Annotated in this window: 25 protein-coding genes, 5 tRNA genes, 1 pseudogene and 1 other annotated feature; of the genes and pseudogenes, 2 read left to right on the forward strand and 29 right to left on the reverse strand. The window is 55.2% G+C overall.

Annotated elements, in window-relative coordinates; genetic code table 11:
• Nucleotides 1-124: 124 nt before the first annotated feature.
• Genes BQ5462_RS00625 through BQ5462_RS00645 form a run of 5 tightly spaced genes read right to left on the reverse strand, consistent with a single transcriptional unit; the run spans nt 125 to nt 6,659 of the window.
• Nucleotides 125-1,240 carry an ABC transporter permease gene (locus BQ5462_RS00625; protein WP_071141525.1) on the reverse strand — a complete coding sequence of 372 codons (1,116 nt, stop codon included), beginning with the start codon at nt 1,238-1,240 and terminating at the stop codon, nt 125-127.
• Nucleotides 1,241-2,350 carry an ABC transporter permease gene (locus BQ5462_RS00630; protein ID WP_071141526.1) on the reverse strand — a complete coding sequence of 370 codons (1,110 nt, stop codon included), beginning with the start codon at nt 2,348-2,350 and terminating at the stop codon, nt 1,241-1,243.
• Complete coding sequence (locus tag BQ5462_RS00635) at nt 2,347-4,095, reverse strand: ATP-binding cassette domain-containing protein (protein WP_071141527.1); 1,749 nt, start codon at nt 4,093-4,095, stop codon at nt 2,347-2,349. Before BQ5462_RS00635 ends, BQ5462_RS00630 begins: the two co-directional genes overlap by 4 nt.
• Nucleotides 4,088-5,128, reverse strand: a complete 1,041-nt coding sequence (locus BQ5462_RS00640; RefSeq protein ID WP_071141528.1) for an HlyD family secretion protein — start codon at nt 5,126-5,128, stop codon at nt 4,088-4,090. Before BQ5462_RS00640 ends, BQ5462_RS00635 begins: the two co-directional genes overlap by 8 nt.
• A 1-nt stretch (nt 5,129) precedes the next feature.
• Nucleotides 5,130-6,659, reverse strand: a complete 1,530-nt coding sequence (locus tag BQ5462_RS00645) for an efflux transporter outer membrane subunit (protein ID WP_159429660.1) — start codon at nt 6,657-6,659, stop codon at nt 5,130-5,132.
• 254 nt (nt 6,660-6,913) lie between these two features.
• Between BQ5462_RS00645 and BQ5462_RS00650 the strand changes: the two genes are divergently transcribed.
• Together BQ5462_RS00650 and BQ5462_RS00655 are read left to right on the forward strand one after the other, a co-directional pair.
• Nucleotides 6,914-7,477 carry a DUF3793 family protein gene (locus tag BQ5462_RS00650; protein WP_071141530.1) on the forward strand — a complete coding sequence of 188 codons (564 nt, stop codon included), beginning with the start codon at nt 6,914-6,916 and terminating at the stop codon, nt 7,475-7,477.
• Between the two features lie 48 nt (nt 7,478-7,525).
• The gene (locus BQ5462_RS00655) at nt 7,526-7,948 is read left to right on the forward strand and encodes a flavodoxin (protein WP_071141531.1); all 423 of its coding nucleotides are present in this window, start codon (nt 7,526-7,528) and stop codon (nt 7,946-7,948) included.
• A gap of 135 nt (nt 7,949-8,083) precedes the next feature.
• Here BQ5462_RS00655 and BQ5462_RS00660 read toward each other — a convergent pair whose 3' ends face one another.
• The 24 genes and pseudogenes from BQ5462_RS00660 to BQ5462_RS00770 all read right to left on the reverse strand — a co-directional run bounded on the left by BQ5462_RS00660 (nt 8,084) and on the right by BQ5462_RS00770 (nt 22,387).
• Nucleotides 8,084-8,539, reverse strand: a complete 456-nt coding sequence (locus tag BQ5462_RS00660; protein ID WP_071141532.1) for a DUF441 domain-containing protein — start codon at nt 8,537-8,539, stop codon at nt 8,084-8,086.
• A gap of 228 nt (nt 8,540-8,767) precedes the next feature.
• Nucleotides 8,768-8,881 carry a hypothetical protein gene (locus BQ5462_RS11560; protein ID WP_407923318.1) on the reverse strand — a complete coding sequence of 38 codons (114 nt, stop codon included), beginning with the start codon at nt 8,879-8,881 and terminating at the stop codon, nt 8,768-8,770.
• A 10-nt stretch (nt 8,882-8,891) separates the two neighbouring features.
• The gene (locus tag BQ5462_RS11385; RefSeq protein ID WP_071141533.1) at nt 8,892-9,089 is read right to left on the reverse strand and encodes a hypothetical protein; all 198 of its coding nucleotides are present in this window, start codon (nt 9,087-9,089) and stop codon (nt 8,892-8,894) included.
• A 13-nt stretch (nt 9,090-9,102) separates the two neighbouring features.
• Nucleotides 9,103-9,228, reverse strand: a pseudogene (locus BQ5462_RS11565) (HTH domain-containing protein); the annotation flags it as partial.
• A gap of 228 nt (nt 9,229-9,456) precedes the next feature.
• The gene (locus tag BQ5462_RS00670) at nt 9,457-10,638 is read right to left on the reverse strand and encodes a M20 metallopeptidase family protein (RefSeq protein WP_071141534.1); all 1,182 of its coding nucleotides are present in this window, start codon (nt 10,636-10,638) and stop codon (nt 9,457-9,459) included.
• A gap of 72 nt (nt 10,639-10,710) precedes the next feature.
• Entirely contained in the window at nt 10,711-11,562 is an 852-nt protein-coding gene (locus BQ5462_RS00675) for a MetQ/NlpA family ABC transporter substrate-binding protein (protein WP_071141535.1), read from the reverse strand.
• Nucleotides 11,563-11,580: 18 nt separating this feature from the next.
• Nucleotides 11,581-12,243, reverse strand: a complete 663-nt coding sequence (locus BQ5462_RS00680; RefSeq protein ID WP_071141536.1) for a methionine ABC transporter permease — start codon at nt 12,241-12,243, stop codon at nt 11,581-11,583.
• On the reverse strand, nt 12,240-13,265 hold the full coding sequence (locus BQ5462_RS00685; protein WP_071141752.1) for a methionine ABC transporter ATP-binding protein: 1,026 nt from the start codon (nt 13,263-13,265) through the stop codon (nt 12,240-12,242). Before BQ5462_RS00685 ends, BQ5462_RS00680 begins: the two co-directional genes overlap by 4 nt.
• 49 nt (nt 13,266-13,314) lie before the next feature.
• Nucleotides 13,315-13,534 (reverse strand) — a binding site (T-box leader).
• Between the two features lie 162 nt (nt 13,535-13,696).
• Nucleotides 13,697-14,890 carry an ISL3 family transposase gene (locus BQ5462_RS00695; protein ID WP_071141538.1) on the reverse strand — a complete coding sequence of 398 codons (1,194 nt, stop codon included), beginning with the start codon at nt 14,888-14,890 and terminating at the stop codon, nt 13,697-13,699.
• 187 nt (nt 14,891-15,077) lie between these two features.
• Nucleotides 15,078-15,443, reverse strand: a complete 366-nt coding sequence (gene rplL, locus BQ5462_RS00700; RefSeq protein ID WP_071141539.1) for a 50S ribosomal protein L7/L12 — start codon at nt 15,441-15,443, stop codon at nt 15,078-15,080.
• A gap of 67 nt (nt 15,444-15,510) precedes the next feature.
• The gene (gene rplJ / locus BQ5462_RS00705; protein ID WP_071141540.1) at nt 15,511-16,044 is read right to left on the reverse strand and encodes a 50S ribosomal protein L10; all 534 of its coding nucleotides are present in this window, start codon (nt 16,042-16,044) and stop codon (nt 15,511-15,513) included.
• Between the two features lie 164 nt (nt 16,045-16,208).
• A complete protein-coding gene (gene rplA / locus BQ5462_RS00710; protein WP_071141541.1) occupies nt 16,209-16,910 on the reverse strand; it encodes a 50S ribosomal protein L1 in 702 nt (233 codons plus the stop codon).
• Between the two features lie 51 nt (nt 16,911-16,961).
• Complete coding sequence (gene rplK, locus BQ5462_RS00715; protein ID WP_071141542.1) at nt 16,962-17,387, reverse strand: 50S ribosomal protein L11; 426 nt, start codon at nt 17,385-17,387, stop codon at nt 16,962-16,964.
• Nucleotides 17,388-17,404: 17 nt separating this feature from the next.
• Entirely contained in the window at nt 17,405-17,977 is a 573-nt protein-coding gene (gene nusG, locus BQ5462_RS00720) for a transcription termination/antitermination protein NusG (protein WP_071141543.1), read from the reverse strand.
• Nucleotides 17,978-17,979: 2 nt separating this feature from the next.
• On the reverse strand, nt 17,980-18,204 hold the full coding sequence (gene secE / locus BQ5462_RS00725; protein WP_071141544.1) for a preprotein translocase subunit SecE: 225 nt from the start codon (nt 18,202-18,204) through the stop codon (nt 17,980-17,982).
• A gap of 12 nt (nt 18,205-18,216) precedes the next feature.
• The gene (gene rpmG / locus BQ5462_RS00730) at nt 18,217-18,378 is read right to left on the reverse strand and encodes a 50S ribosomal protein L33 (RefSeq protein ID WP_022487512.1); all 162 of its coding nucleotides are present in this window, start codon (nt 18,376-18,378) and stop codon (nt 18,217-18,219) included.
• A 138-nt stretch (nt 18,379-18,516) separates the two neighbouring features.
• Nucleotides 18,517-19,710, reverse strand: a complete 1,194-nt coding sequence (gene tuf / locus BQ5462_RS00735) for an elongation factor Tu (protein ID WP_071141545.1) — start codon at nt 19,708-19,710, stop codon at nt 18,517-18,519.
• 74 nt (nt 19,711-19,784) lie between these two features.
• Nucleotides 19,785-19,861, reverse strand: a tRNA-Met gene (locus BQ5462_RS00740).
• Between the two features lie 6 nt (nt 19,862-19,867).
• A tRNA-Thr gene (locus tag BQ5462_RS00745) sits at nt 19,868-19,943 on the reverse strand.
• Nucleotides 19,944-19,946: 3 nt separating this feature from the next.
• Nucleotides 19,947-20,022, reverse strand: a tRNA-Met gene (locus tag BQ5462_RS00750).
• Nucleotides 20,023-20,027: 5 nt separating this feature from the next.
• A tRNA-Tyr gene (locus BQ5462_RS00755) sits at nt 20,028-20,112 on the reverse strand.
• Nucleotides 20,113-20,134: 22 nt separating this feature from the next.
• Nucleotides 20,135-20,210 (reverse strand) — tRNA-Thr (locus tag BQ5462_RS00760).
• Between the two features lie 92 nt (nt 20,211-20,302).
• Nucleotides 20,303-21,106: an undecaprenyl-diphosphate phosphatase gene (locus BQ5462_RS00765; protein ID WP_071141546.1), complete on the reverse strand. Its 804-nt coding sequence runs from the start codon at nt 21,104-21,106 to the stop codon at nt 20,303-20,305.
• Between the two features lie 141 nt (nt 21,107-21,247).
• Nucleotides 21,248-22,387 (reverse strand): 6-phosphofructokinase, encoded by a 1,140-nt coding sequence (locus BQ5462_RS00770; protein WP_071141547.1) that lies wholly within the window; start codon nt 22,385-22,387, stop codon nt 21,248-21,250.
• Nucleotides 22,388-22,397 lie beyond the last annotated feature (10 nt).

Consider the following 22,397-nt stretch of genomic DNA (forward strand, 5'->3'; position numbering starts at 1 on the left):
CGTCAGGGAAGTCCGTACCCAGATCGCCCGGAGGGCCGTCCTGATTCATTGCCTGCGCCAGCAGGCTCCCATCGGCTAGAGACCAGAGACAACAGGGAGCTGTGAAAAATTCACAGCTCCCTGTTCACGCCAGATTCTTCCGGAACAGCACCCCGGCCATCCACAGGGTCAGGATGGCCACGATGGTCATGGGGACCAGGTCCCAGAAGATCACCGTCATCCCCGCCCCTTCGAAATAGATCCGCCGGATGGCATCCAGAGCGAACCGCAGGGGATCGGCGTAGGTCAAAATCTGCAGGAACTGAGGCATATTCCGCACCGGGGTGGCCACCCCGGACAGCAGGCAGTTGGGGATCAGATACACATAGGCATACACCTGCACCTGCTGCATGGAACTGCACAGGGACGAAATGCTGAGCCCGATGCCCGTGGAACTAAGCAGGTAGATGAACAGCACCAGGTACAGGGTGGCTACAGAGCCTTCAAAGGGTACCCGGAACCAGAACAGATCCAGCAGCAGCAGGATGGTGCCCTGGAGCAGACCCACCAGTACCGGCGGGAACGCCTTGCCGATCAGCAGCACCAGCGGCGGCGCCGGAGTCACCAGAAGCTGCTCGAAAGTGCCCTCCTCCCGCTCCCGGGCTACGCTCATACCCGCCAGCATGATCACCTGGGCGAATACCATCATACCCAGAATGCCCGGTGCGAAGTACCACAGGGTCAGCTGGTTGGGGTTGAACCAGGTGCGGGCGTCCACAGAAAGGGGCGGCCGCTGGCCGGTGCGGGCCGCCATCCACTGCTGCACCACCCGGCCTGTATAAGCGCTGGCCAGGCTGGCCGTCATGGTGTTCCGGCCGTCAGTGATCACCTGCAGCGGCGCCCGTTCTCCCCTCTGCAGCTTCGTGGCGAAATCCGGCGGGATGGACAGCACCACCATGGCCTCCTCCCGGTCGATGGGGTCCTGGATCTGGCTGCTGTTCTGCAGCTCTGCCACCCGGGTGAAGAAGTGGGTGCCGTCCAGGGTGGCCAGCAGAGACGTGGACGCCTCGGAATGGCTCTGATCCAGCACCGCATAGGTCACATTCTCCACGTTGAACGTGGCCGTGTACCCGAACACGATGCCCAGTACCAGAACGGGGATCACCAGGATCTGCCGAAAGGCCTTGTCCTTCCAGATGGCCAGCAGTTCCTTGCGGCAGATGCAGCGCACCTGCTGACGGAATAGGCTCCAACCGGTCACTCACTCCACCTTCTTTCGGATGATTTTCAGGGCCAGGCCCAGGAACAGCGCCATGAACGCCACCATAGCTGCCGTCTGGGGCAGGATTACCGGCCACAGGTTGCCGGCCAGGAAAATGGTCTTCAACGACACCAGATAATGTTTGAACGGCAGAAATTCCGCGATCCACTGCACCCACCGGGGCGTGCTCCGCAGGTCGAACAGAAAGCCCGACAACATGATGCTGGGCAGGAAGCTGACCAGTAGCGCCACCTGGGTGGCCATGAACTGGGCCTTCGTCACCACGGAGATCACCAGGCCGATGCCCAGGGCCGTGAGCAGGTAGATAATCGACAAAAACAGCAGCAGGGCCAGGGACCCCACCAGAGGCACCTGGAACAGGAACCGGGACAGCACCAGACAGATGAATACCCCAAGCAGGGCGATGCAGAAATAGGGAATCACCTTGGCCACGATCACTTCGCCCTTTTTCACCGGCGTCACGAACAGGGATTCGAACGTGCCCCGTTCGTATTCCCGGGCCATGACCCCGGCGGTGAGCAGTACCCCGATCAGGGTCACCACCATGAGGATCAGGCCGGGGATGAAGTACCAGGTGCTTTCGTGGGCGTCGTTGAACCACAGCCTTGTCTCCAGGTCCACGGCCCCGATACCCCGGGCCGCCAGCTGTTTGGCCGACCACTGGGCCACCGCCGTTTCCACGTAGCTCTGGATGCTCATGGCCGTGGTGGTGTCCGTGCCGTACAGCAACAGCTGCAGGCGGCCGTCCCCCTGGTGGAGCTGCCGGCTGAAATCAGGAGGCACCCGCAATATGGCGTCGATTTTCCGCTGCTCCAGGGCCTTCACCGCCTGGGGCATGTTCGTCAGGTACGTTGGTTTGAAATAGTCCGAGCCGTCCACGAAATCCACCACCCGCTGGGCTTCCGGGGACGTATCCTCCAGCACCACCCCGATGGGGGCATGCTTCACGTCCAGGGTGATGCCATAGCCGATGACCAGGATCAGGATGATGGGCAGCAAAATACCCATGGCCAGGCTGGAGTTGTCCCGCAAGACTTCCCGGAACTCTTTCACCGTAAGCGCCCGGATCCGGCGCAGACCGTCTTTCATGATGCAGCCGCCTCCTTGTTCCGCCCCCGATGGACGATTTCGATGAATACGTCATCCATATTGGCATCGGGCATGCCCAGGTCCTGCCGGATCCGGGAGGGACTCCCCAGTACCAGGCATTTGCCCCGGTCCTGGATCATGATCCGGTCACAGTATTCCGCTTCTTCCATGAAGTGGGTGGTAATGATGATGGTCACGCCCTTCACTGCCAGGTCCGTGATCTGCCGCCAGAACAGCCGCCGGGCCAGCGGGTCGATACCGCTGGTGGGTTCGTCCAAAAACAGGATCTCCGGTTCCTGAAGCAGGGCGCAGGCCATGGACAGGCGCTGCTTGTAGCCCCCGGGCAGGTCCCCGGCGTTGTGTTTTTCCGTACCCAGCAGCTGGAATTCCTCCAACACATCGGAGATCCGCTGCTTCAGCTTCTGGGGCGGCAATCCGTAGATGCCCCCGTAGAACTGCAGGTTCTCCAGCACGCTGAGCTTGCTGTACAGGGAGAATTTCTGGGACACGTAGCCGATCTTGGCCCGGGCCTGGGTCCGGGCGGTGCGCAGGTTCTCCCCGGCCACGCTCAATACGCCGCTGGTGGCAGGCAAAAGGCCGCACAGCATCCGGAACGTGGTGGTCTTGCCGGCGCCGTTGGGCCCCAGCAGGCCGAACACTTCGCCCTTGTGCACCTGGAACGACGTATGGCTCACAGCCGTGAAATCCCCGAACTTCTTCACCAGGTCCTGCACGATGATGCTCACCGGGTTCTGCAGCGGGTCTTTCGGAGCCTTTGTCAAAGGCGCCAGGGGCAGTTGCTTCTCATTGGGGTCCGCCGCCTGGTGCAGCAGAATCATGAACCCGTCTTCCACCCGGGGCGGTACCGCTTTGGGCTGCAGGTTCCAGCGCTGCAGGGCCGGCAGCGGGTGCCCGGGATGGCTGGCGATGAATCGCACCGTCCCGCTCTGGGGCACGGCGTCGATGATTTCTTCCTTATCGTCCAGCAGCGCCCCCTGGAGCACCCGGTAGGGCAGCCCCGCCGGCGGGTCCACTTCGAAGCACTTGTCCGCCGCAATCTGGCTCAGCCCGTCCGGGGTGCCGTAGAACAGGATCTGCCCCTGGTTCAGCACATACACCTCGTCGCACATGGCCGCTTCGTTCATATACGCCGTGCACACGATGACGCTCAGGTTCTCCTCCTGCACCATCTGGTTGATGATGATCCACAGATCCTTCCGGGACAGAGGGTCAACGCCCACGGTGGGTTCGTCCAAGAGCAGCAGGTCCGGCGACCGCACCAGGGTGCAGGCCAGGCCCAGTTTCTGTTTCATGCCCCCGGACAGCTTGCCGGCCAGCCGGTCCGTGAAGGGAGCCAGCCCCGTCATGTCCAGCAGCTTGGCGAACCGGGTCTTGCGCACATCCGCCGGCACCCCGTGGAGGTCGGCGTACAGGTCCATATTTTCCTGGATGGTCAGATCTTCATACAGGCCGAATTTCTGGGGCATGTAGCTGATCCGGCTCTGGATTTCATTGGCATCCTTCACCGAATCCAGCCCCAGCACCTGCAGGCTGCCCCCGGTGGGGTCCATGAGCCCGCAGATCAGCCGCATGGTGGTGGTCTTCCCCGCCCCGTCCGGCCCGATCAGCGCCGTCATCTTGCCCTTTTTGGCCAGGAAGTCGATGCCTTTCAGGGCGTGGGCGGTTCCCTGCTTATCGTTGAACAGCTTGTCCAGCCCTTTAGCCTGGACCACCCATTCAGTCATGGCTCTGCTCCGTGTCGATCTTTACGGTGGCGGGCATGCCCATGCGCAGCACATTGTCCGGATCGGTCACGTACACACGGACTTCATACAGCAGGGAAGTACGCAGTTCTGTGGTCTGAACCGTCTTGGGCGTGAATTCCGCCGTCGAGCTGATGTACCCGATCTGGCCGGTAATGGGGTCTTTCGGATGGCTGTCCGTGAACACCTGGGCCTTCATCCCTTCGTAGATCCGCCCCAGGTCCTTTTCGCTCACGTACACCCGCACCCATTTCTTGTCGTTCAGGGACAGCTTGAACACAGGCTTCTGGGGGGAGGCCATGTCGCCCACTTCCAGCAGCCGGGACCGGATGACCCCGTCGGCCGGTGCCTTCAGTTCCGACTGGCTCAGCAGATAATCCACATGTTTCATGTCTTCCTGCAGGGCTTTCAGCTGGGCTTCACCGCTCTTCACATCTTCGTCCCGGGGGCCTGCCTGGGCTTTTTCGTATTCCTGCTGGGCCGCTTCTGCCTGGGCCGCCGTGACGTCCACCTTGGTCTGGGCCGCATCCCGGTCCTGCTTGCTCACGGACCGGCCGTTGGAGCTGCTGAATGCATTCTCCACCCGGGCCAGATCCTGCCGGGCCTGGTCTGCCTGGGCCGCCGCTTCATCGGCTTTCGCCCGGGCCGCTTCCAGGTCTTCCGCCCGGGTACCGTTGTGGAGCTTGTCCACCACGCTCTGCTGGGCGGCAATCTGGGCCTGGAGCTTGCTCTTCTTGATCTTCAGTTCGTCGGTGTCCAGCCGGGCCAGTACCTGGCCCTTGGTCACCTTATCCCCTTCCTCCACCAGTTCCTCCGCAATCCGGTCGCTCTGGCGGAAAGCCACAGCCACTTCCCGCACGTCCACATTACCATACAGCGTCAGCTGCCGGGCCGCCTTCTGGGCCTGGTATTTCTGGTAGCCGTAGCCCCCCAGGCCGCAGATCACCACAACGGCACCGATCAGGGCCGCCAGCTTCTTTTTGTCCTCCAGGAGGCTTTTCCACAAACTTCCCATGTTATCTCTTCCCTTCTGCTGTCCGATTCAGTTCTTCCTGTTCCTGCTCACTGAGGGGCTGCCAGCCGCCCCCCAGGGCTTTATACAGATGGATCAGATCCGCCAGTTCCTGGCCCCGGCTGCGGTTCTCCTGCCGCTTCATCGTCAGCAGGGTCCGTTCGCTATCCAGTACAGGCTGATAATCACTGAGCCCGGCCTGATACCGGTTTTCCGCCAGGTCGAAGGCCTCCTGGGCGTTTTCCCGGCCCCGGATCAGGTTCTCCTTCCGATCTTTCTCCTGTACGATGCTGGCCATGGCGTCCTGGACCTCGCCAGCCGCCTTCAGCACCGTGTTCTCGTACTGTGCCTGCAGTTCCTTTGCCCGGGCATCCTGCAGCTTCACATTCTGTTTCAGTGTGCCACCGTGGAACAGGGGATACGTGACGCTGGGCGCCAGGGCAAAGGCATGGGCCCCCGCACCAAACAGGTTGCCCCCGCCCAGGGTCAAAAGTCCCAGGAAACCGGCCAGATTGAACCGGGGTTTCAGTTCGGCCCGGGCTTCCTTCGTCCGGGCGATCTGGGCCTCCAGCTGCTGTTCTGCCGCCATGATGTCCGGCCGCTGCCGCAGCTGGTTGGCCGGGATGGCGTGGTACAGTTCCGCATCCACCTGGGGCAGGCCCGAAGTGGTCAGCAGGTCATTCAGCTGCCCTGGTTCCGTCCCTGTCAAAATGGACAGCCGGGTCAGGGTCTCCTGGATGCCCTGCTGCACCCTGGGGATCTCCGCCCGAGTGCTTTCTTCCTGGGTCTTCATGGCTTCCAGAGGATACGCATCGATCAGCCCTGCCTGGAAATTGTCCTGCAGCAGGTCCCGTTTTTCCGCTTCCAGCGCAGTATGGCGCTGCAGCAGGGCCAGGTCGCTCTGCAACGTCCGCAAAGAGATATAGTTGAGGGCCGTTTCCGCGCTGAGCGTCACCCAGGTGCTGTAGAGCGCCGCATGCTGGGCCGCCAGGTTGTGGGCCGCCGTTTGTTTCTTCGCCTTCAGCCGACCGAAGAAGTCCGGTTCCCAGGAAGCGTCGATGCCCAGCCCGGCCACGGAAGAATTCCGGTCGGGCAGGTTCAGCACCCCGGGCACCCGGGCCATGTCGCCCACTTTGTCGTTGATGCCCTGGGGCGCTTCGTACCGGGCGTACCCGCCGCCGATGTTCAGCCAGGGCAGGGCTTCCCCCTTGCTGATGCCCAGTTGGGCCCGGGCCTCCTCCACCCGTGCCTGGGCCGCCTTCAGGTCCCGGTTGTTCTTTAAGGAAAGGTCGATCAGGGTATCCAGCTGGGGATCCTGGAACGTCTTCCACCAGGCTGCCAGCGTTGCTTCGTCCAGGGAAGCTTCCGGGGTGGGCCGATCATAGGCTGCCGGATGCTTTTGGGCCACGTCCGTCCAGGCCGGCTGTTTCACCGCCTGGGGCTGGGGAGATTTTTTCCCGGCCAGCGCAGGCTCCATGAGCCCGGGTACCAGGGTCAGGGACAATCCCCAGAATACAGGTTTCCACCATTTCATCTTCATCGCTCCAATCTGTACCAGAGAGGCGTAATTATTCGTTCGATTAATTATACATCCATTATAGCCCAAGTCGTGTCCCCCTGCAAGGGGAAAAGACAATCCAAAAACCTCTTGCAACTTGTCTCCAAATTTGCTATACTTCGTTTGTGGTTAGCATTTACTAACTACATTGGCTGCAAGGAATTATCTTTACGCCATTTTTATTTCAGATTAGGTTAGCGTTTACTAACCTAAAAAGGAGGTCACCCCCCATGACAATCACTCTCGAAACCGAGCTGGTCCGGCAATGTGCACCTACGCTGGCAGGGCTGAAAGCAGCCAATCTGTTCCGTTTCCGGTTTGCCTGCAGCGAGGATCCCTTTGCCCAGGTGGAAACCATCCGGCACTCCCTGGAACCCAAGGGCATCCAGGTGGAAATCCTGAGCTTTGACTGTCTCCATCGGTGTGCCCTCCTGTATGTGTATCGCCCCCACCGGCTTTCCCATCTCCTGGCGGATCCTGAAAGCAGTTCCTTCCTGAAACGCCGGGGCTACCGGGAGACCACGGCCCGGGAAATCCTTCATGAGATCTCCCTTCACCTGGCCTGCCGTGACCCGTTCCCCCACGAAATCGGCATCCTGCTGGATTACCCGCTGGAAGATGTGAAAGCCTATATGGCCGCCCCCCGGGACAAAGGCGTTTGTTCCGGGTGCTGGAAGGCCTATGGAAATCGGGAACAGGCCGAATGTTATTTTGCCAAATGCCAGAAATGCACCCGGATCTACTGGCGCTGTTACCGCGCCGGTACGCCCCTGAGCAAACTGGCAGTGGCTTAAAATATATACTTGCATTGCCGCCTGGCGGCAGAAAGGATGGAAACAACAATGAGCAAAATCGCAGTGGTATTCTGGAGTGGTACGGGCAATACGGAAGCTATGGCCAAAGCCGTGGAAGACGGTGCCAAAGGCAAAGGTGCGGATGTAACGGAATTCACCGCCTCCGACTTTTCTGCCGACAAGGTGGCCGGTTTCGATGCCATCGCCTTCGGTTGCCCGGCCATGGGGGCTGAAGTCCTGGAAGAAGGAGAATTCCAGCCCATGTGGGATGATGTGAAAGGCAGCCTGAAAGGCAAAAAGATTGCCCTGTTTGGTTCCTACGGCTGGGGTACCGGTGAATGGATGGACAACTGGAAAGCGGATGCGGAAGCAGAAGGCGCTGTCCTGGCCGCCGATCCTGTCATCGCCAACAATGCGCCGGACGATGATGCTCTGACCCAATGCAAAGGACTGGGCGAAGCGCTGGCATAAAAAGAAAAAAGCGCTGTGAAAAAATCGTCCACAGCGCCTTTATTTCGCTAGCGTCAGCTGGCTTCCATCGGCTAGTGACTAGAGACTAGTGACTAGTGACGGGTTGTGAAAAAGCATTTTTTCACAACCCCTTTTTTAATGGAAGAACAGATGCATCAGTTTCATCAGACAGTACAGCAGGCCACTGGCAATCATGGGGCCTACGGGCACCCCCTTGAACAGGAATACCCCGATGATGGTCCCGATGAGCATGGCCGCCACCACTTCCGGATCTTCTCCCATCAGATCCACGCCCCAGCGCCCCAGCAGCGCTACCAGGGCGCCGATGACCAGGGACGCGATTCCCATGGGGTTCCTGAACACCCCCAGGGTTTCAGAAAGGCCGATCTTGCCCGTGGCAATGGGCACCATCAAAGCCGCCATCAGCAGGATAATGCCCCAGTTCACGCCGTGGCTGCTGAAATACATCAATTTTTCCTCCGGCAGCACCAGCTTCATGAGAACCAGAAGCCCGGCTGCATAGGATACAGTCAGATTGTGGGCCAGATAGCCCAGGACGATCATAAATCCAAGGATCAGATATGGCTGCATGGATCCGCTTCCTTTCATTGTAGAAATAAATGGCCAGAGCCAAAGCTCTGACCATTTATTGTACCGTATTTTTTGTTATGATTCAATGGCAAGCCCGCTGGGCGACCTGGGTTCGGACGCCCCTCATGGGTCGTCCCTACGCAGATAACGCACCGTACGTTGTTTCTCCGTAGGGTCTACCCGTAAGGTGAGACCGTTCCCAGGTCTGGCAGAGCCTGCAGACCCTCCTTAAAACGACCAGTTCAGCCGGCGTTTACCTGCCACTTCTTGTTGTAGTCCCCGGCGGGTAGTGTATCCGTTGCTGCCCAGATGTCCGAATACAAACTGGGCCTGGGGTTCCACGAACCAGCCTTTATTCCCTCTGGGGATGGTCTGCCCGTATTCTACGGACAGGCTCTGTTCGTGGGCCGGTAATCAGCTGCAGGTAATGGATCACCCCGCCATTATCCACCACAGCGTTCAGCTCCAGCTGCAGTTCCTTTTCCTCCTGGGTCCTGCCCTGGCAGGCAAACTGCCGGCTGCATCCCTTCTGTCCTGCCTGGCCTTCCAAGGATATACCCACGTACCGTGGCCATGATGGGGCGCCCTGCACTGCGCAGCAGTGCCACATCCCCTACGATAATCTGTCGGGTTACCTTCAGTCGTCTGGACAGCTCTACGCCAGTAACTGGTGCGGTTTCATTTCTCAAGATTTTTGGTAATAAGCTCTATAATTCAATGATTATTTCTTATTTGTTTAGAATTAATTTAAATTCCACAACGTATATATGATATATATCACGTACAACTTTGTCAAAAGGTTAAGTTAGCTTTCACTTACTTTTCCCTTTTGCTACAGGTTTATCACATACACAAAAGACCTGGAAACAGGATCCTCTCCCAAAGAAGATCCTGTCTCCAGGTCTGCAGTTTTTCTTTTACGCCTTTTCCGCTGTTTCCTTCTCCCATTCCAGTACATACTGGACGAAATATTCCACCCCCAGGCCAAGGACTTTTTCATCGATATCAAAATAGGGGCTGTGCTGGGGATAGCGCCGGTCTTCCTCCGGGAATCCGCCACCCAGCAGCAGGATGCATTTGGGATTGTAGTACTTGGCGAAATCCTCGCCGCCCATCTGCAGCTCCCAGTCCACCACCTTGCCCGGTCCGAACACGCTGGCGCAGGCTTTCCGACCCGTGTCCACACATTCCCTGTCGTTGATCATGGGCGGGGGACCAAAATGGTATACGGTGCGGATAGATGCCCGAGTGGTGGTGCTCACGCCCCGGGCCACCCGTTCCAAGATACCCGGATAGGCGTCCCGCAACTCCTTGCTGAAGGTCCGGGCCGTACCGGACAGCTTCGCTTCCCCGGGGATCACATTGCTGGTAGTGCCGCTCTGGAACTGGGTGACACTGAGTACCGCCGGTTCCAGGGGATTCACTTCCCGGCTCACCACGGTCTGCAGGGCTGTGACAAATTCTGCCCCGGCCACGATGGGATCGATGGTCTGGTGCGGCAGAGCGCCGTGACCTCCCTTGCCTTCCACCACCACATCAAAGGTATCAGCGGCGCTCATGACCGGTCCGTACCGAAGGGAAGCCATGCCTGCAGGGATCTTGCTCCAGATGTGCAGGGCAATCAGCCGGTCGCACTCCTTCACCAGGGGTTCCTCCTTCATGTAGGCGGCACCGCTGTTGGCGATTTCCTCCTCGGCCGGCTGGAAGATCAGCCGCACGGTAACGGTGAGCTGGTCCTTCAGGGCTGCCAGTATTTTGGCTGTACCCAGCAGGATGGTGATGTGGGTATCGTGGCCACAGGCATGCATGGTGCCTTCATTCCGGCTCCTGTATTCCTCGGTGCCCAGTTCTTTGATGGGCAGGGCGTCGATGTCCGCCCGGATGCCGATGATGTGATTGCTGGAATGAGGTCCCTTCAGGGTGGCGATCACTCCGGATTTACAGGATTCCACATAGGGAATTCCCAGCTGGTCCAGGTATTTTTCGATGCTCTTCTGGGTCTCGAACTCCTGCCAGGACCGTTCCGGATATTCATGATAATGACGGCGCAGCTGCACCAGCTCAGGCTGCAGAGCCGCAATGCGTTCTTTCAGATTCATGCTGTACATCCTCCTTGACAAGCGGAAAACCCCAGCAGCCTTGGCTTCCGGGGTTTCCACCTGGTTGTTCACTTATTTCTTGGGAGCATTGGGGTCGAACCACAGACCCTTGTTGTTCTTCTTCATGTATTCCTGGAATTCAGCAGACTTGTAGGCAGCCGCCAGATCCTTGGCCCACTGGGTGTCCTTGTTCTTGTCGGCCACAACCACCTGCAGCAGCAGATGCGGCAGGATGTCTTCCTTCATCAGTGCCGTAGCCGGATCGATCTTGGCGTTGTACACGATGGAACCGGTAATGACAATGAAGGCAAAGTCGTTACGCACGGCCGGGATGTTCAGGGATTTCATTTCCACGAACTGCAGGTTGTGCGGGTTCTCTACGATATCCTTCTGGGTAACCGTGGACAGGTCCTTCTTGGGATCCAGTTTGATCCAGCCGGCCTTCTGCAGCAGGGCGTAGGCACGGGCGGTGTTGGAAGCGTCATTGGGGACGGCGATCTTATCCCCGTCGGCGATCTGGTTCAGAGCCGTCTTGGATCCGGCATAGATCCCGGCCGGTACGGTGGGGATGGCGCCGATGGCAGCCAGATGACCATTCTGCTTCTTGTTGAAGTTTTCCATATAGGCCGTATGCTGTTCCACGTTAAAGTCCACTTCCCCTTCGTTCAGGGCGATATCAGCCTGCAGCAGGTCGGACATATCCTTGCCTACGAACTTATAACCCTTCTTTTCCAGGATGGGTTTCACGCCCTTTTCGAACAGATCGGAGTACGGACCCTGGGACTTGCTGTACTTCAGTTCCTTTTTGGTGGAAGCCCCTTTGTCAGCGCTCTTGCTGTCGCTGCCGCAGCCGGCCACCAGGGCCGTAGTCATAAGAGCAGCCAGACCGACGATCAGTAATTTTTTCCATTTTCCAGTATTCATGTTTTTTACCCCCTCAAATCAATGGTTTCTGGTTTTGTATGCAAAGTGGTTGCCCACCGTTTGGATGATTTGTACGAAAATGATCAGCACCACCACCGTAAACAGCATCAGCGGCGTGTTCATCCGTTCGTAGCCATAGGTCAGTGCCAGGTCGCCCACGCCACCGGCCCCGATGGCACCGGCCATGGCCGTGGCACCGATCAGTCCGATGGTACCGGTGGTGATGGACAGGATCAGGGACCCTTTCGCCTCCGGCAGCAGGAAATACCGGACGATTTCATAATAGGAGGCGCCCATGGCCTGGGCCGCTTCCACAATGCCCTTGTTCACATCCAGGATGGAATTCTCGAACAGCCGGGTCAGGTAGGGCGTAATGAAGACGATCAGCGGAATCAGGGCGGCTGTGGTCCCGATCCGGGTCCCCACCACGGCTTTGGTCAGCGGCATGATGAATACCATCAGGATGATGAACGGGATGCTGCGGATGATGTTGATGATGGTGTTCAATACCATGTACACCGGCTTGTTCTTCAGGATGCCGTTGTCGTTGGTGAGCACCAGGATCACCGCCAGCACCATGGCCAGGAAGGATCCCACCACCAGGGAGACGAACACCATATATAAGGTCTGTTCCGCCGCCAGGACCAGTTGTTCAGGCGGTACACCCAGTTTTTCGATCATGACAGGCTCACCTCCTTCCACAGAATGCCCTGTTCGGTCAGATAGTTTTCACTCTGGGCGATTTTGTCCCCCTCATCCATACACTGGAGGATGAAGAGCCCCAGGGCTGTGGACTGCAGCTCCGTCACCGTAGCGAACACGATATTGGTCTTCAGCCCGAATTTTTCGTTCAGGACGGAAATGGACCCGTCGGAAGCCTGCCGTCCCAGGAACCGCAGGCGGATCAGCTTGAAGGGCCGTTTGTCCTTCTTCAGGTCTTCCTGCACGCTTTCCGGGATGGTATCCGGGATCACGGTACGGACAAATTTTTTCGTAATGGGTTGCTGGGGGTTGCTGAATACTTCCAGCACGCTGCCCTGTTCCACCACCCTGCCATGCTCCATGACAGCCACCTTGTTGCACAGCTGCTGGATCACCTGGATCTGGTGGGTCACGAACAGGATCGTGATTTTCAGTTCCCGGTTGATGCGGCGCAGCAGCTGCAGGATCTGTTCCGTGGTTTCCGGATCCAGGGCACTGGTGGCTTCATCGCACAGCAGGATGCTGGGATTGGTGGCCAGGGCCCGGGCGATGCCCACCCGCTGTTTCTGGCCCCCGGAAAGCTGGATGGGATAGGCATTGGCCTTGTCTTCCAGCCCCACGAACCGGAGCAGGGTCTTCACCGTCTGATCCATCTGGACCTTTTCCGTATGATTCAATTTCAGCGGAATGGCCACGTTCTCATACACTGTGCTGGATTCCAGCAGATTGAACTGCTGGAAAATCATTCCGATGTTCTTCCGGACCTTCCGAAGCTCGCTGTGAGGCAGCTGATCGATGATCTTCCCCTCAATCTCCACATGGCCCTCCGTAGGCGTCTCCAGGGCGTTCACCATGCGCAGCAGGGTACTTTTCCCGGCCCCGCTGAATCCAATGACCCCAAAGATATCCCCCTTTTCCACTTCCAGGTTCACATGCTGGAGGGCCTGGACGGCACCGCTGCCCACCTGGAAGGTCTTACTGATATCCTCGAACTTGATCAACTTCAACACCTCTCAAAAGAATAAAAGAAAAGAGCCGTCGTCTCCTTTTTGCAGAGACGATGGCTCGTGGTTCCACTCTGGTTTACCGGCATCCAAAGGCCGGCCTCCTGTGCAAGGGTAACGGCTGCAACCCCGGGGTCCTCTACTATAGATTCGAAGGCCCGGCTCACGGAGGCATTCGCGCAGGTTGTCGATCTCCCGGCTCTCAGCAGCTGCCAGGCTCTCTGTAGAAGTTCCCCTGCGGTACTCTTTCCGCTCATCGCTTTTTTCAATATGCCTATATCCTACTATGAGGGGGGTATTTTGTCAAGAGGAAATGTAGATTTTTTTCAAACAGTTGAAATATAAAAAAGGTTCTTTGTCAAATGTTGGGGTAAGATCCAATTCATCTACCACACACGGACGTGAGCGATTTTTGCTCACGTCTGTTTTTATTTTAATTTCACCATCGAAAGCAGTAAAATCCGAGAACGGAATCGTTCAAAGTTGCGAAAACCAAATGCTACTCTCTTTAACACCTTAATCTTATTGTTCATTCCTTCCGTAAAACCATTCGAATACGCTTGACTCAATCCTTCCAAAATCTCTGTCTTCCAATCAGTGAACGTCTTTATAACACTCTTGAATTCTTCAACCCCACTTTCTTCGACTAATGATAACCAACGAGATAAGAATGAAGCAATAGCAGACCGTTCTTTCATAGAAAATACCTTAAAGAATGCCTCTTTTAAGGCATAGGCTCTCTGTAATTCTGAAGACTGCTTCAAGATTTCCCGAAGGCTGGCCAGTTCTTCTTCTGTCAGACGATCACCCCTCTTGTTCAAGATATGTTTGTTTCTCTTGAAATAAATTCTTTTTTCGTCGAATAACTTTTGTACATTTTTCCTAACCCGTTCAAGCGCCCAAATGACCAGTCTCTGTATGTGGAATCGGTCACCAATAATTGTTGCACCAGGAAACATCGCTCTGATGACCTTGCGGAAAAGTGACGAAAGGTCCATTACGACAAATTTTACTTTCAATCGCTCTGCTCTTGAAAATTGGCTAAAATAACGAATCAATTCCAGCGCTGTCCTCTTTGGCAAAATATCGAGAGTTTCATGACGCTGAGGGTCATTCACAGCGACCTGGTATCTTTGCCCATGAGCGTTCCCACGAAATTCGTCTAAAGAAAGAACTTCAGGCAGATGGAGAGGCCGTTTAAAAGTAAGTCCATCAAAATACCGGATTACGGTGGAAACAGAGACACCATGGCTTCTGGCAATGGCTTTAAAGCTCGCCAGTTCAGAACAGGCTTGGATGATGCTGTTCTTTACATCGTTAGAACGCCGCTGGTAATGCTCGACGCCAGGAATTTTTTCATAAAATGTCTTATGGCAGCAAGGGCAAAAAAATCTTCTTTTATGAACAATAGCAGAAACAGGATGGGTGTTCCAGTGCCCTAAGAGGACTTTTTGGTCCCGATAGTCCTTAATATGAAGAATTTTATGATGACAGTAGGGGCAACGAGAAGCTGTAGAAGTGAATTCCACGTAAAGGAGGAGGCTGGATCCCAATTTTTCAAATTCTTTTATGGAACCCTCTTCCCAATGGAAGCTTTTTTCGATAAAATGAAAGAAAGACATATCTATTCTCCTTTCAGTTCTTCGTGGTGGTTGAGGTGAAATGTAGCTTAGATATGTCTTTATTTTATCGTAAGACAAGGGGTCTTGTGAACAGGAGTGTCCACAAGACCCCAACATTTATTATAGAACCATAAAAAAGCAGGCTGTTGCAACTTGCAACAGCCTGCTTCGGAACGTACAGCAGAAATTATTTCAGTTCTACGGTAGCGCCGGCTTCTTCCAGTTTAGCTTTCATAGCTTCAGCGTCAGCTTTGGCAACATTTTCCTTCAGGGTGTTAGGAGCAGCGTCAACAGCAGCTTTGGCTTCTTTCAGGCCCAGGCCGGTCAGTTCACGAACAACTTTGATGACGTTGATCTTGCTGGCACCAACTTCTTTCAGGACAACGTCGAAGTCGGTCTTTTCAGCAGCGGCAGCGCCGGCAGCAGGAGCAGCAGCTACAGCAACAGGAGCAGCAGCGCTGACACCGAACTTGTCTTCCATGGCTTTAACCAGGTCGGCCAGTTCCAGAACAGTCATATTTTCAATGGCTTCCATGATTTGATCTTTATCCATTTTTCATTCCTCCAAATTTTCTTATGAAATGGTTTTTGTCAGGCGATGTATTCAGCCTGTTTGACGATTAAGCAGATTCCTGCTCTTTCTTTTGACGTACAGCTTCCAGGGTATACACGAAGTTGCGGATGGTCCCTTGCAGTACGTTGACCAGCCCGGAAATGGGGGCCTGCATGCTGCCAACCAGTTTGGCCAGCAGTTCTTCTCTGCTCGGCAGTTCTGCCAGAGCCTTGACTTCCTCAACGGCGATGACTTTGCCATCCAGGACGCCGGCTTTCAGTTCCAGCGCTTTGTGATCCTTGCTGAAATCATTCAGGATTTTAGCAGGAGCAACAGGGTCTTCAGCAGAGAAGGCCAGAGCGGTATTGTGTTCCAGGACGGAGTCCAGGCCTTCGATACCAGCTTCTTTGGCAGCGATACGGATGAAGGTGTTCTTAGCAACCATGTACTTCACACCAGCTTCGCGCATCTTGGCTCTCAGTTCGGTATCTTCAGCTACGGTCAGGCCGCAGTAGTTCACCAGAACGACACCTTTAGAAGCAGTCAGCAGGTCTTTCAGTTCGGCGACTTTGCTGGCTTTTTCAGGTCTAATATCATGCATCAGTGTTACACCTCCTTGCGTAAGAAATTTGTATTAATCAATGAAAAGACCTCTCGGCGGGTCAGCCGGAGGTCATGTTTATCAACACTCCGACCTAGGCAGGTGATTGCTTCGTTAGGCTTGCGCGCCTGCTGTCTTGGGTCCGATGGTCATTTTCTATTTGATTATTTGTTGCTGTCAGCCTTCAGTACATCCACAGGTACGCCAGGGCCCATGGTGGTGCTCAGGGTTACGCTCTTGATGTATTGGCCTTTAGCGCCGGAGGGTTTCACTTTGATCAGGGTGGTGATCAGAGTCAAATAGTTTTCCAGCAGTTTGTCAGCGTCGAAAGAAGCTTTACCGATAGAGGTCTGTACGTTACCGGCTTTGTCGGTGCGGTATTCGATCTTACCAGCTTTGATTTCTTTCACGGCACGAGTGACATCCATGGTCACAGTACCCACTTTGGGGTTAGGCATCAAGCCTTTGGGGCCCAGGATTTTACCCAGACGACCTACCGTACCCATCATGTCAGGGGTAGCTACGCAGACGTCAAAGTCGGTCCAGCCGCCTTTGATCTTTTCAACATATTCGTCAGTACCCACGAAATCAGCACCAGCTGCTTCCGCTTCCTTGGCCTTGGGGCCTCTGGCGAATACCAGGACGGTCTTGGATTTACCGGTACCGTTCGGCAGAACCAGAGCACCGCGGACCTGCTGGTCAGCGTACTTGGGATCCACACCCAGACGGACGGAAACTTCAACCGTGCTGTCGAATTTGGTCACAGAAGTCTTTTTAACCAGATCAACTGCTTCCTTGGGGGAATATGCCTTGCCAGCTTCGATCAGCTTTTTGGCGTCGGTATATTTCTTACCAGCTTTTTTCATTCTTGTTCCTCCTTGTGGTCAGACGGCTTTTGCCTCCCACAACCTTAGACATCAGTCTTCAACGACAATACCCATGGAACGGGCAGTGCCTTCCACCATGCGCATAGCTGCTTCCACAGAGCCAGCGTTTAGGTCTTTCATCTTGCTTTCAGCGATTTCACGGACCTTGTCACGTTTGATCGTGGCAACTTTGGTCTTGTTGGGTTCGCCGGATGCTTTTTCGATACCGCAGGCTTTCTTCAGCAGAACTGCTGCAGGAGGAGTCTTGGTAACGAAAGTGAAAGAACGGTCTTCGAATACAGTGATTTCAACAGGGATGATCAGACCCACCTGTTTGGCAGTCCGTTCGTTGAAGTCTTTCACGAAGGCCATGATGTTGATACCAGCTTGGCCAAGGGCCGGGCCTACGGGAGGTGCCGGAGTTGCCTTACCAGCAGGAACCTGCAATTTCACCATCTTTACGACTTTCTTAGGCATAATTTACACCTCCTTACTTATTCAATAGCTTCCACTTGGGTAAATTTAACTTCAATGGGAGTCTCACGTCCGAACATTTCGACCATCACTTTGATCTTCTGTTGTTCGTCGTTGATCTCCGCTACTGTCCCCACCATATCAGTAAAGCCAGGGGCTTTGATGCGGACAGCATCATTCAAACCTACAGGGCATGCCATCCGGACAACCGGCTCTTCTGCTTCCACAGAAGCAGCAGCTTCGCCGCCTTCTTTGACTTGCGCCCCGAGGATGCGTTCTACTTCACGGTCAGATAAGGGAATGGGTTTCGTGCCAGTGCCAACGAAGCCGGTCACACCAGGGGTGTTACGCACAGCATACCAGGTCCGATCGTTGACGATCATTTCAATGAGGACATAGCCCGGGAATACTTTCCGTGCCACAACCTTCTGCTGGTCATCCTTTGCGTCCACTTCATTCTGCATGGGAACCAGCACCTGAAAGATCTGTTCTTCCATCCCCAGGGAATGGATCTTGCTTTCCAGATTCATTTTGACCTTATTCTCATAACCGGAATAAGTATGAATGACATACCAGTGCTTTTGACCTTCCATGCTTAATGCACTCCCATCACTAAACGAAACAATACGGATAAAATAGCATCAATGCCCCAGATGAGAAACGCAGCGAACAGAGAGGATACGATCACGGTGATGGTGTATCCGATCAGTTCCCGTTTCGTCGGCCAGGTCACTTTTTTCATTTCGATTTTCACATCTCGGAGAAAACCGCCTACACCAGAGGAGTTTTTCACTTCCGGGGTGAGTTGTGATGCTGTCATACTCGATCCACCTTATTTCGTTTCTTTATGCAACGTATGCTTTTTGCAGAACTTGCAATACTTTTTGATCTCGATACGTTCCGTATCGTTCTTTTTATTCTTCGTAGTCTGGTAGTTACGCTGTTTGCATTCAGTGCAAGCCAGGGTAATACCCACACGGTTTCCAGCTGCCATTCCTTAACACCTCACTTACATTCAAAACTCTTGATTCCCAAAAGCCGCCTATAAAGGTTATCATAGAACCGTCAAGATGTCAACAAAAAAGTGAGGCCGAAAATTGTATCGGCCTCATTTTTTCATCCTGTGGTTGAATTAGGCTTCGATTTCAGTAACAACACCGGCGCCAACCGTATGGCCGCCTTCGCGGATAGCGAAACGCAGACCTTGTTCGATGGCGATCGGGGTAATCAGTTCCACGTCCATCACAACGTTATCGCCAGGCATTACCATTTCGGTGCCTTCGGGCAGGTGAGCTACACCAGTAACGTCGGTGGTACGGAAGTAGAACTGCGGACGATAGCCGTTGAAGAACGGAGTATGACGGCCGCCTTCTTCTTTGGTCAGTACGTAAACCTGACCTTTGAATTTCGTATGAGGATGGATGCTGCCCGGTTTGGCCAGTACCTGACCTCTTTCTACTTCAGTACGGTCGATACCACGCAGCAGGCAGCCGATGTTATCGCCGGCTTCAGCCTGATCCAGGGTCTTGCGGAACATTTCCAGACCGGTGGCAACGGATTGTTTCTTTTCGTCTTTCAGACCTACGATTTCAACCGTGTCGCCAACTTTGATCACGCCACGTTCCACACGGCCGGTAGCAACGGTACCACGACCGGTGATGGTGAATACGTCTTCGATAGGCATCAGGAACGGTTTGGCCAGGTCATGGACAGGAGTCGGGATGTAGTCATCCACAGCTTCCATCAGTTTGCGGATGTTGTCTTCCTGTTCCTTGTCGCCTTCCAGTGCTTTCAGAGCGGAGCCCACAACGATGGGCACTTCGTCTCCAGGATAACCGTACTGGCTCAGCAGTTCACGGACTTCCATTTCAACCAGTTCGATCAGTTCAGGATCGTCGACTTGGTCGGATTTGTTCAGGAACACTACGATGGCAGGTACGCCAACCTGACGAGCCAGCAGGATGTGTTCACGGGTCTGAGGCATAGGACCATCAGCAGCGGAAACAACCAGGATGGCACCGTCCATCTGCGCAGCACCAGTGATCATGTTCTTTACATAGTCAGCGTGCCCCGGGCAGTCAACGTGTGCATAGTGTCTCTTCTGGGTTTCATATTCAACGTGGGCGGTATTGATGGTAATCCCACGTTCTCTTTCTTCCGGAGCCTTATCGATATCGGCATATGCTTCGAAAGTGGCTTTGCAGCCCGGAGTCTCGGACAGAACCTTGGTGATGGCTGCCGTCAGGGTCGTCTTACCATGATCGACGTGACCAATGGTACCAATGTTTACATGGGGTTTTGTTCTTTCAAATTTCTCTTTAGCCATTAGAATACCTCCCAACGCGTTTTCAAATTTCTTTAGATTTTAAAATAGCCCCGTAACCGGGGCTGTGTTGGTAATGGTAGCGGCGCACGGATTTGAACCGCGGACAGGCCGGGTATGAACCGACTGCTCTAGCCAACTGAGCTACGCCGCCATAAAATGGAGCTGATGACCAGAATCGGACTGGTGACCTTATCCTTACCAAGGATACGCTCTACCAACTGAGCTACATCAGCATGTGGTTGCGGGGGCTGGACTTGAACCAACGACCTTCGGGTTATGAGCCCGACGAGCTACCAACTGCTCCACCCCGCGATATTTGGTGGAGAGAGAAGGATTCGAACCTTCGAAGCCAGAGGCGGCAGATTTACAGTCTGCTCCCTTTAACCACTCGGGAATCTCTCCACATTTGTCTGTCACGAATATTTGGAGCTGGCAAAAGGAATTGAACCCTCAACCTACTGATTACAAGTCAGTTGCTCTACCATTTGAGCTATGCCAGCGCTTTTCGTTCGTAACAAGGATGATTATAAAGGACTTTGGGAAAAATGTCAACAGGTTTTTCAAAAAAAGTGTAAGAAATTTTATAAACCCCTTACAGGTAAAAATAGTACACGGTAAAAATGGCCAGAAGGATGCGGTACACCCCGAAAGCAGTCAGGGTGGAACGCTGCAGGAACTTCATGAACCATACAATGGACAGGTACCCTACAATGAAGGCCGTGACGAAACCGATGGCCAGGACCGCCAGATCCCCGGCAGTCAGGGCAGACAGGTTCTTCAGCAGTTCGAACAGGCAGGCAGCCACCATGATGGGCAGTGCCATGATGAAGGTGAAGTCCGCCCCGGCCTTCCGGTTCACGCCTACCAGCAGAGCCCCGCCCATGGTGGAACCGCTGCGGGAGAACCCGGGCCACAGGGACAGGAACTGGAAGAAACCGATATACAGAGCCTGGCGGATGCTGATATGGTCCACATCCTGCACCAGTTCGGCTTCATGGCCTTTGATCCTGTGCTCGGCATAAATCATCAGGAATGCCCCCAGGACAAGGCCGATGGCCACCGTAGCCGGAGAGAACAGGTATTTCTTGATGAAGGAGTGCACCAGAAAGGCGAAGGCCATGGTGGGTACGCATCCTGCCGCAATATGCCAGCCAGTGAGCCCCTTTCCCAGCTGCCAGCCCTCTCGGGTCAGGAACCGGGCAAAACGCTCTTTATAGAGCACCAGGACGGCCAGGATGGCCCCCAGCTGGATGACCACGTCGAAGATTTTGGCCAGGCTGCCCTGGAACCCGATCATATGGCCCACGATGATCATGTGGCCCGTGGAGGAAACGGGGATGAATTCTGTCAGTCCTTCTACAACGCCCAGCAATACGGCGATCAGATTTTCACTCATGACGATACTCCTTCTTGATTCTGCGATAGTATTTTGGCATCAGACTTTGTACATTATAGGGCATCCAGAGTCAAAAAAAAAGAGGAGTCACAGATTTTCCCCCTTTCTTCAGGAAAAATTGAACTCCTCTTTACGATTTGTTTACTTCCGGGTATCGCTGGTGTCCCCGGCCGGTTCCTCATCCCCAAAGGACACACCCACTTCCCGTGCAGTACGGATGATATCCGAATCCACCGGTACCTGATGGGGCTGAGAGGCTGCTTTGGCAATGGGTACCCGGACGATTTCGTTGGCCTGGAGGGATACCATCACATTGTATTCCTCATCCAGACAGGCTTCCACTGCCGCCGCCCCGTAACGGGTGGACAGCACCCGGTCGTAGGCCGTGGGCGAACCGCCCCGCTGGAGATAGCCCAGCACGGTGCAGCGGGATTCGATGCCCGTCCTGTCCTCGATTTCCCGGGCCAGCTTTTCGCCCACGCCCCCCAGGCGCACCGGTTCGAAGCTGCCCTTCACCAGCCGGGCCACAGTCATCTGTCCGCCGATGGGTTTGGCTCCTTCGGCCACAGTGATGATGCTGAATTTCTTGCCGTGCTGCTGCCGCTCACGAATCTTGCGGATCACTGCCTCCAGATCGTAGGGGATTTCAGGGATCAGGATCACATCCGCTCCTCCGGCGATTCCGGAGTGGAGCGCGATCCAGCCCGCATACCGGCCCATCACTTCCAGTACCATGACCCGGTGATGGGATTCCGCCGTGGTATGCAGCCGGTCCAGGGCCTCGGTGGCCATGGCCATGGCCGTGTCGAAGCCAAAGGTCCGTTCCGTGCAGGGCAGGTCGTTGTCAATGGTCTTGGGCACGCCCACCACATTCACATCGCAGTACCGGTGCAGATCATAGGCGATCTTCAGGCTGCCGTCCCCGCCGATGACAATCAGGCAGTCGATCTTCCGGTCCTTCAGGTTCTTCACCACCACATCCCGTTTGTCTTCGTAGATGGGGTTGCCGGCATCATCCTGGCCCACCATGTACTTGAACGGGTTGTCCCGGTTGGTGGTGCCCAGGATGGTCCCGCCCCTGGGCAGGATCCCGGACACGTCGGACAGGTCCATGAGTTTCATGTCCCCGTTGATGAGTCCATGGAAGCCGTTGGAAATCCCGTAGATTTCGAACCCGTGATGGATGGCCGTCTTGACCACCGCCCGGATCACTGCATTCAGTCCGGGGCAGTCGCCGCCGCCGGTAAGGACTGCCAGTGTCCCCTTTTTTTGTGCCTGCATTGGACTCACC

The organism is Acidaminococcus timonensis, from assembly GCF_900106585.1.
Taxonomy (GTDB): domain Bacteria; phylum Bacillota; class Negativicutes; order Acidaminococcales; family Acidaminococcaceae; genus Acidaminococcus; species Acidaminococcus timonensis.